The sequence below is a fragment of the Antarcticimicrobium luteum genome (assembly GCF_004358185.1).
In the GTDB taxonomy this organism is placed as follows: domain Bacteria; phylum Pseudomonadota; class Alphaproteobacteria; order Rhodobacterales; family Rhodobacteraceae; genus Antarcticimicrobium; species Antarcticimicrobium luteum.
Genome location: NZ_SMUV01000050.1, coordinates 54,987 through 63,287 on the forward strand (window position 1 = coordinate 54,987; position 8,301 = coordinate 63,287).

An 8,301-nucleotide genomic window follows, 5' to 3' on the forward strand; every position below is an offset into this window, starting at 1 on the left:
GTTTTGTACGATTTGCGCCCGAACCTCCCCGATCCGGGGGCGGCTCAGGCCAGCGCCCCGTCCGGGGTGCGGGGCGCGCGCGGTCGTGACCGCAACAGCAGCGTGCCGATGATCACGATGTTGACCATATTCCAGCCGATCCCGTTCAGGAACGCCAGTTGATAGCTGCCGCTCAGGTCATAGATCCAGCCCGACATCCAGCCGCCCAGCGCCATGCCCAGAATCGTCATCATCATCACGAAACCGACCCGCGCGCCGGCCTCGCGCGCGGGCATGTACTCGCGCACAACCAACGCATAAGAGGGCACGATGCCGCCCTGGCTGAGGCCAAACACCATGCTGACCACGTAAAGCGGCATCATCGCGTCATAGGGCAGGTAGAGCATCAGCGCGACGCATTGCAGGATCGAGCCGGCCAGCAGCGTCTTGACCCCGCCCAGCCGGTCGGCGACCAGGCCCGAGACGATCCGGCTTGCCACGCCGCCCAGCAGCATCAGCGACAGCATCTCGGCGCCCACGGCGGGCCCATAGCCGAGGCCGACGCAATAGGCGACGATATGCACCTGCGGCATCGACATCGCCACGCAACAGGCGATCCCGGCCAGCCCCAGCAGCAGTTGCAGCGCCCGCGGCGACAGACCGGCAGAGCGCGCCGCCAGCGCCGAGGCGGCCTCGGCATGGGCCTGCGCCTCGAGCGGGACGCGCCGCCGCAGCAGCAGCGACAGCGGGATCACCACCGCCAGCGCCACCACCGCCAGGGTCAGATAGACCATGCGCCAGCCACTGCCGGCCAGCATTCCGGCCAGTAGCGTCGGCCAGAGCGCGCCGGACAGGTAATTGCCGCTGGCCACCAGCGCCACCGCGATGCCCCGCCGGCGGATGAACCAGTGTGAAATATCGGCGATCAGCGGCCCGAACCCCACCGCCGTGCCCAGTCCAAGCAGCAGATGCGTCGCCGCCAGCGTCGGGATCGTCGGCATCAGTGTCGAAAGGGAAAAGCCCGCCGCGATCAGCGCCGCCGCCCCGATCAGCGCCAGCGTCACGCCGAACCGGTCCAGCAGCCGCCCGATCAACAGGTTGCCCACCCCGAACCCGACCATGGTCAGCGTATAGGGCAGCGAGGCCTCGGCCCGGCCCGCGCCGAATTCCGCCTCGACCGCGGGCATGATCACGATGATCGCCCACATGCCCACATTGGCCACCATGGCAATCGCCATGGTGACGCCAAGTCGCAGCCAGGAATAGCGGCTGTCGTGAATATCCGCGCTGTCGCTCATGGCGGCACGCTAGACCGCGCCCGGCGAATTGCCCAGAGGCTTTGTGCACCACCGAATACCGTATTTGACACCGCATTTGACTCCGGGCCGCCGCGCCATAGCTGGGGGTCATGCAGACCGCTGTCATCATCGGCGCCTCGGGCGGTATCGGCGGCGCGCTCGCCGGCCCGCTGGAGGCGCGCGGCACCGCTGTCACCCGGCTGTCGCGGCGCGTGGACGGACTCGACCTCACCGACGAGGCCTCGGTCGAACGGGTCTTGGGCCGCCTTTCCGCGCCGCAGGATCTGATCCTGGTCGCCACCGGCGTTCTGGCCGCCGACGGGCACCCGCCTGAAAAGGCGCTGCGCCAGGTCACGGCGCAGGCGCTGACGGCAAGCTACGCGGTCAACGCCATCGGCCCGATGCTGGTGCTGAAACACGCCCTGCGGCTGATCCCGCGCGACCGCCCGTCGGTCTTTGCCGCGCTCTCGGCGCGGGTCGGCTCGATCGGCGACAACCGGCTCGGCGGCTGGCACAGCTATCGCGCCTCGAAGGCGGCGCTGAACCAGCTGATCCACGGCGCCGCGATCGAACTGGCCCGCAGCCACCCGCAGGCCTGCGCGGTCTGCCTGCATCCGGGCACGGTGGAAACGCCCCTCACCCGGGACTTTGCCGGCGACCATCCCACGGTGACGCCGGAGGTGGCGGCGGAACAGCTTTTGCGGGTGATCGACGGATTGACGCCCGCGCAATCGGGCGGCTTTTTCGACTGGGCAGGCAGGGACATCCCGTGGTAGCCGCGCCCCCTTGATCGCCGGGCGCAGCAGAACCGAATGGCTCAGCAGAAAGACCGCGGGGCGGCGGCAAACTCGCCCCACCCCACCCGTGTCGTTCCTTTCCTCCCGCATTCGAGGGACGCGCGCGACCGGCCCGAGCCGGCCCCCGCGCGCCCCATGCGCAGGGGTCAGAAATCCAGATTCTCGACGCTCAGCGCGTTTTTCTGGATGAACTCGCGGCGCGGTTCGACCACATCGCCCATCAGCTTGGTAAACAGGTCGTCGGCCTCGGCCAGATCGTCGACCTTGACCTGCAGCAGCGTGCGCGCATCGGGGTCCAGCGTGGTTTCCCACAGCTGTTCCGGGTTCATCTCACCCAGACCCTTGTAGCGTTGCAGCGTCAGCCCCTTCTCGCCCTCGTCCAGGATCGCCTTAAGCAGCCCCAGCGGGCCGTAGATGATCTGCGAGCGGTCCTTGCGCACCAGTTGCGCGGCGGTGCCATAGACCTCTTGCAGAGACTGGGTCAGGGTGCCGGTGCGGCGCGCCTCGCCCGAGCGCAGCATCGGACCGTCCAGCGTGCGCACCTCTTCGACGCCGCGCAGAATGCGCGCCAGGCGGATGCCCTTGTCCTGGGTGATCCGGCCCTGCCAGCCCTTCTCGTATTCCAGCGCGATCAGATCCAGCCGCGCAGCCACCCGGTCGGCGACGCCCTGCAGGTCGGCCTCCACCGCGCCGGGCACAAAGGCGCCGGCGATCGCCGCCTGTTCCAGAATATGGCGCGGGTAATGGGTCGGGAAGGCATCGAGCACCCGGCGCAGCTGCCGCGCCTCCTCCACCACCCGCTTCAGGTCGTGGCTGACGATCTCTTCGCCGGTGCCAAGCCGCAGCACCGCGCCGTCGATCCCCATCTCGATCAGATACTCGTCCAGTGCCGCCTGGTCCTTGAGATAGACCTCGGACTTGCCGCGCGCGACTTTGTACAAAGGCGGCTGCGCAATGTACAAATACCCGCCTTCGATCAGTTCCGGCATCTGCCGGAAGAAGAAGGTCAGCAGGAGCGTCCGGATATGTGCGCCGTCCACGTCGGCGTCGGTCATGATGACGATCTTGTGGTAGCGCAGCTTGGCGATGTTGAACTCGTCCCGGCCGATGCCGGTGCCCAGCGCCATCACCAGGTTGCCGATCTCCTGCGAGCCGAGCATCTTGTCGAACCGCGCCCGTTCCACGTTCAGGATCTTGCCGCGCAGCGGCAGGATCGCCTGGGTGCGCCGGTCGCGGCCGGTCTGGGCCGAGCCGCCGGCACTGTCGCCCTCGACCAGGAACAGTTCGGTCTTTGACGGATCCTTTTCCGAGCAGTCCTTGAGCTTGCCGGCCAGGAAATTCACGTCCATCGCCGTCTTGCGCCGGGTCAGTTCCCGCGCCTTGCGGGCCGCCTCGCGCGCCAGCGCGGCCTCGACGATCTTGCCGACGATGATCTTGGCCTCGTTCGGGTGTTCCCCGAACCATTCGCCAAGCTTTTCGCTGACCAGATTCTCGACCGCCGGGCGCACCTCGGAGCTGACCAGCTTGTCCTTGGTCTGGCTGGAGAATTTCGGATCCGGCACCTTGACCGACAGCACGCAGGTCAGCCCCTCGCGGGCATCGTCGCCGGTAAAGTTGATCTTTTCCTTCTTGGCGATGCCGCTTTCCTGCGCGTATTTGGTCAGGGTCCGGGTCAGCGCGCCGCGAAAGCCCGCCATATGGGTGCCGCCGTCGCGCTGCGGGATGTTGTTGGTAAAGGGCAGCACGTTCTCGTGATAGCTGTCGTTCCACCACATCGCGACCTCGATCCCGATATCGTCCCGCTCGCCGGTGATATAGATCGGCTCGGGCATCATCCCGCTCTTGTGGCGGTCGAGATACTTGACGAATTCCTTAACGCCGCCCTCATAGAACAGCTCGGATTTCAGCGGTTCTGCCGGGCGCTCGTCCTCGAGCAGGATGCGAACGCCGGAATTCAGAAAGGCCAGCTCGCGCAGGCGCTTTTCCAGCGTCTCGAACGAATAATCGAGGTTTGAAAACGTGTCGGTCGAGGCGAGAAAGCGCACCTCGGTCCCGGTGCGGTCGCCGCAATCGCCCACGACCCTCAGATGCTCGGTGCAGTCGCCATGCTCGAAGCGCGCGAAATGCTCCTTGCCGGCGCGCCAGATCCGCAGTTCCAGCCACACCGACAGCGCGTTCACCACCGACACGCCGACCCCGTGCAAACCGCCGGACACCTTGTAGGAGTTGCTGTCGAATTTGCCGCCCGCGTGCAGCTGGGTCATGATCACCTCGGCCGCCGAGACCCCCTCTTCGCGGTGAATGTCCACCGGGATGCCACGGCCGTTGTCGAAGACCGAGACGCTGGAATCGGCGTTGATCCTGACCGATACGTGATCGGCGTGACCGGCCAGGGCCTCGTCGATACCGTTGTCGACCACCTCATAGACCATGTGGTGCAGGCCCGAGCCGTCATCGGTATCGCCGATATACATGCCGGGGCGCTTACGGACAGCATCCAACCCCTTGAGAACCTTGATGGATTCGGCGCCATATTCGGCCGGCACCTGATTGCCTTCGGCCATCGCGAAGTTCCTTTATATTTTTGTGATTTTATACGTTTACTGGGGGGGATTGTCACGTCCTCACCCCATATTTTGTGTCAGGTAAAGGGCAGGATCAGACCGACGCAGATCAGCAGGCCGCCTGCCGCCAGATTGAGCCGGCGCAGCGCCGCCGGCGCGGCGAGCGCCCGCCGCATCCGGTCCACCACCAGGGCAAAGCTGAGATTGCCGGCAAAGGGCACAACCGCCGACAGAACCGCGATCACGGCGATGTCCGGGCCGGTGACCGCGCGCAGGTCGAAAAAGCCCGGCAACACCCCCATGTAGAACAGGATCGCCTTGGGGTTGCCCAAGATCGCGGCAACGCCGGCCATGAATCCCGCCCAGCGCCCCGGCCGGGTCAGCCGCCGGTCGGCGGCGACCACCGCGGTGGCGCGGCGGATCGTGGACCAGCCCATGTAGAGGAACACCGCGCAGGCCAGCCAGCGCATCACGGTCAGAACGCCGTCGTATTCCGCCACCACCCAGCTGACCCCGAGAATTGCCAGCAGCGCCCAGACCACATCTCCGGCGGCCACGCCCAGGGCCAGCGGCCAGGCCGAGACGAACCCGCCCGAGACCGCCCGCGCCATCACCGCCAGCCAGACCGGACCGGGGGTGATGAACAGAATGAACAGCGCCCCCGCATAAAGCGCCATATCGCCCAGAGAGAGTGTCATTCCGCCTCCGGCAGGGTGAGCGATCCGTCCTCGTCCAGCGGCCAGAACGGGTTCATCGCCAGTTCCCAGACATGGCCGTCGGGGTCGGCGAAATACCCCGAATAGCCGCCCCAGAACACCTTTTCGGGCCGTTTCAGCACCGCTGCGCCAGCAGCGGCGGCGATCTCGAACGCCGCGTCCACCTCTGCCTCGCTGGCGAAATTCTGCGCCAGAGTCACCGCCCCTGTGCCCAGTTTTGCACCCGGCCTTCCCTGATCCGTGGCCAGCGCGACACGGCCGAAGAGGCCCAGAACCTGCCCGCTGAGCTGATAGAACACGATCCCTTCCTGCACCTGTGCCGGGGTCCAGCCAAGGGCTGCGTAAAACGCCTTCGAGCGCTCCAGATCGTCCACACCCAGGGTAATCAGGGTCACGCGTTGCGGTGTCATGGGGCCTCCTTCTGCGCGATGAGACTCACGCCGTCTTCCTCGGTCACTTCCACATATTGCGCCCGCCCGCGCAGTTCGAAAAACAGTTCCGGACCCGTCCCGGTCATCCAGGCCTGGGTGCCCAGCGCGCAAATCTCGTCGAACAGCGCCGCCCGCCGCCCGGCGTCCAGATGCGCCGCCACCTCATCCAGCAGAAGGATCGGCGCGGTGCCGTCGCGGGCCGCCAGCGCCCGGGCGTTGGCCAGGATCAGCGACACCAGCAACGCCTTTTGCTCGCCGGTCGAGCAATCCCTGGCCGGCACCCCCTTGGCGGCATAGACGGCGCGGAGATCGGCGCGGTGTGGCCCGACCAGCGTCCGCCCGGCGATCAGGTCGCGCGGGCGGCTCGCGGCCAGCGCCGCGCGCAGCGCCTCCTCGCCCTCGGGCATGTCGCCTTCGGATTGAATCAGCTCCAGATCGGCGGCGGGAAAGGCGGTCTCGGCCCCGGCCTGAGCCTCCAGAAGCGCGGCCAGCGCCGCCTGCCGCGCCTGATGCAAACGATGCCCGGCCCCGGCCATCTGCCGCTCCAGCGCGGAGTACCAATGGGCATCGCGCACCTGGTCCCTGAGCAGGCGGTTACGCTCGCGCATGGCCTTTTCATAGGTCAGCGACGCCTCCGCATGGGCGGGATCGAAGCTCATCACCATGCGGTCGAGGAACCGCCGTCGCCCCTCGGCCCCCTCGGTCCACAGCCGGTCCATCGACGGCACCAGCCAGACAACCCGGGCGATGCGCCCCAGGTCGATCTGGGTCGCGGGTTTCCCGTCGATCCGCACCAGCCGCGCGCCGCCGTTCTCGGACCATGTCTCGATCTCATGGGTCCGGCCGTTCACGCGCAGCAGCCCGGTCAGCTTCCAGCCCAGGCTTTCTGGCCGGCGGGCCATCTCTTCGGCGGTGGCGCGGCGCAGGCCCCGTCCCGGCGAGAACAGCGACACCGCCTCAAGGATATTGGTCTTGCCGGCGCCGTTGGGCCCATAGATGGCAACCGGCCGCCCGTCGCCCAGCAGATGCGCGCGCCGGTGCGAACGGAAATGCGACAGGGTCAGCTCGGTCAGGGCCAGGGACATGACGTCCCCTTCTTCTGTTTGAAAATACTCCCGCCGGGGGCGTCGGCGTGGCCGATCACACGCGCATCGGCATGACCACATAGACCGCGCTCTGGTCGTTGCCTTCGCGCATCAGGGTCGGATCTCCGGAAGAGTTGAACATGAACACCGCGTTTTCGCGGTCCACCTGGCTGGCGATCTCCAGCAGATATTTGGCGTTGAAGCCGATCTCAAGCCGCTCGTCGTCATAGGCGACGGCCAGCTCCTCCTCGGCGGCGCCGCTGTCGGGGGCATTGACCGAAAGCACCAGCCGGTCCTGATCGAGCTGCATCTTGACCGCGCGCGAGCGTTCCGAGCTAACGGTGGCGACGCGGTCGACCGCCTTGGCGAAATCGGCGGCGTCCACCTCCATCCGGCGGGTGTTGTTCTGCGGGATCACGCGCGAATAATCGGGGAAGGTGCCGTCGATCACCTTGGAGGTCAGGGTGATGTCGGGCGTGGCAAAGCGCACCTTGGTCTCGCTGACCGAGACGGCGATCTGCATGTCGTCGTCTTCCAGCAGCTTGCGCAGTTCGCCCACGGTCTTGCGCGGCACGATGACGCCGGGCATGTCCTCGGCGCCGCCGGGCAGGTCAGCGTCGATGCGCGCCAGACGGTGCCCGTCGGTGGCCACGCAGCGCAGCACCTTGCCGGTCTCGCCGTCGGCGACGTGCATGTAGACGCCGTTGAGGTAATAGCGGGTCTCTTCAGTCGAGATGGCGAATTTCGACTTGTCGAACAGCCGGCGCAGCACCGCAGCGGGGGCCGAGAAATTCGACTGGTATTCCGACGAGGCCATGACCGGGAAATCTTCCTTCGGCAGGGTCGCCAGCGAAAAGTTCGAGCGCCCGGCCTCGACCGTCAGCCGGCCCGCCGCATTGTCGGCGGTGAGCGTCACCAGCGCCCCGTCGGGGAGCTTTCGGACGATTTCGTGCAAAGTGGTCGCCGCCACCGTGGTGGCGCCGGCGCGCTCGACCTGGGCGGGGGCCTTGTCGACCACCTCCACATCCAGATCGGTGGCGCGAAACTGCACCTGGTCGCCTTCGGCCTCGATCAGCACATTGGCCAGGATCGGGATCGTGTTGCGGCGCTCGACCACGGACTGGGCTTGCGCCACGGCCTTGAGAAGCGTTCCGCGCTCAATGCTGATCTTCATAATCCCTCACCCTCCGCATCTGCCGGGAGGAGCACACTAGCCGTTTGCCCCTGCGGCACAAGATTTTTTATGGATTTCTCTGCTGGAAAGCACGGGGCGTCAAGGCCCCCGGCCACAGGCAGAGGCCAACTGTGGGGATTCCCCGTCGCTTTGACCGCCGCTGTGCCCATCGTTCCGGCGCGGACGGGCCGCGCCGCGGCGGCCGCGGGCTGGCCCGCCGCCGCCCGGCGGCCTCACGCCTCGAGCGCGCGGCGCAG

The 8,301-nt window shown here is 67.0% G+C and carries 7 protein-coding genes; 1 reads left to right on the top strand and 6 read right to left on the bottom strand.

Annotated elements, in window-relative coordinates; all coding sequences use genetic code 11:
• Positions 1-44: 44 nt before the first annotated feature.
• Entirely contained in the window at positions 45-1,277 is a 1,233-nt protein-coding gene (locus E1832_RS04490; RefSeq protein ID WP_133358539.1) for an MFS transporter, read from the bottom strand.
• 110 nt (positions 1,278-1,387) lie between these two features.
• Between E1832_RS04490 and E1832_RS04495 the strand changes: the two genes are divergently transcribed.
• Positions 1,388-2,053, top strand: a complete 666-nt coding sequence (locus tag E1832_RS04495) for an SDR family NAD(P)-dependent oxidoreductase (protein ID WP_133358540.1) — start codon at positions 1,388-1,390, stop codon at positions 2,051-2,053.
• A 167-nt stretch (positions 2,054-2,220) separates the two neighbouring features.
• On the opposite strand, the gene gyrB is transcribed toward E1832_RS04495, so the two are convergent.
• The 5 genes from gyrB to dnaN form a co-directional block, all read right to left on the bottom strand.
• Positions 2,221-4,638 (bottom strand): DNA topoisomerase (ATP-hydrolyzing) subunit B, encoded by a 2,418-nt coding sequence (gene gyrB, locus E1832_RS04500; protein WP_133358541.1) that lies wholly within the window; start codon positions 4,636-4,638, stop codon positions 2,221-2,223.
• A gap of 77 nt (positions 4,639-4,715) precedes the next feature.
• Positions 4,716-5,336 carry a LysE family translocator gene (locus E1832_RS04505; RefSeq protein ID WP_133358542.1) on the bottom strand — a complete coding sequence of 207 codons (621 nt, stop codon included), beginning with the start codon at positions 5,334-5,336 and terminating at the stop codon, positions 4,716-4,718.
• On the bottom strand, positions 5,333-5,764 hold the full coding sequence (locus E1832_RS04510) for a VOC family protein (RefSeq protein WP_133358543.1): 432 nt from the start codon (positions 5,762-5,764) through the stop codon (positions 5,333-5,335). The genes E1832_RS04505 and E1832_RS04510 overlap by 4 nt, the downstream gene beginning before the upstream one ends.
• Entirely contained in the window at positions 5,761-6,870 is a 1,110-nt protein-coding gene (recF, locus tag E1832_RS04515; RefSeq protein WP_133358544.1) for a DNA replication/repair protein RecF, read from the bottom strand. Before recF ends, E1832_RS04510 begins: the two co-directional genes overlap by 4 nt.
• Positions 6,871-6,925: 55 nt before the next feature.
• Positions 6,926-8,044 carry a DNA polymerase III subunit beta gene (dnaN, locus tag E1832_RS04520; RefSeq protein ID WP_133358545.1) on the bottom strand — a complete coding sequence of 373 codons (1,119 nt, stop codon included), beginning with the start codon at positions 8,042-8,044 and terminating at the stop codon, positions 6,926-6,928.
• Positions 8,045-8,301 lie beyond the last annotated feature (257 nt).

What these genes read in the sequence shown, in the direction of transcription:
- E1832_RS04490 (WP_133358539.1), bottom strand. Translation starts at nt 1,277, where the DNA reads ATGAGCGACAGCGCGGATATTCACGACAGCCGCTATTCCTGGCTGCGA.
- E1832_RS04495 (WP_133358540.1), top strand. Translation starts at nt 1,388, where the DNA reads ATGCAGACCGCTGTCATCATCGGCGCCTCGGGCGGTATCGGCGGCGCG.
- gyrB (WP_133358541.1), bottom strand. Translation starts at nt 4,638, where the DNA reads ATGGCCGAAGGCAATCAGGTGCCGGCCGAATATGGCGCCGAATCCATC.
- E1832_RS04505 (WP_133358542.1), bottom strand. Translation starts at nt 5,336, where the DNA reads ATGACACTCTCTCTGGGCGATATGGCGCTTTATGCGGGGGCGCTGTTC.
- E1832_RS04510 (WP_133358543.1), bottom strand. Translation starts at nt 5,764, where the DNA reads ATGACACCGCAACGCGTGACCCTGATTACCCTGGGTGTGGACGATCTG.
- recF (WP_133358544.1), bottom strand. Translation starts at nt 6,870, where the DNA reads ATGTCCCTGGCCCTGACCGAGCTGACCCTGTCGCATTTCCGTTCGCAC.
- dnaN (WP_133358545.1), bottom strand. Translation starts at nt 8,044, where the DNA reads ATGAAGATCAGCATTGAGCGCGGAACGCTTCTCAAGGCCGTGGCGCAA.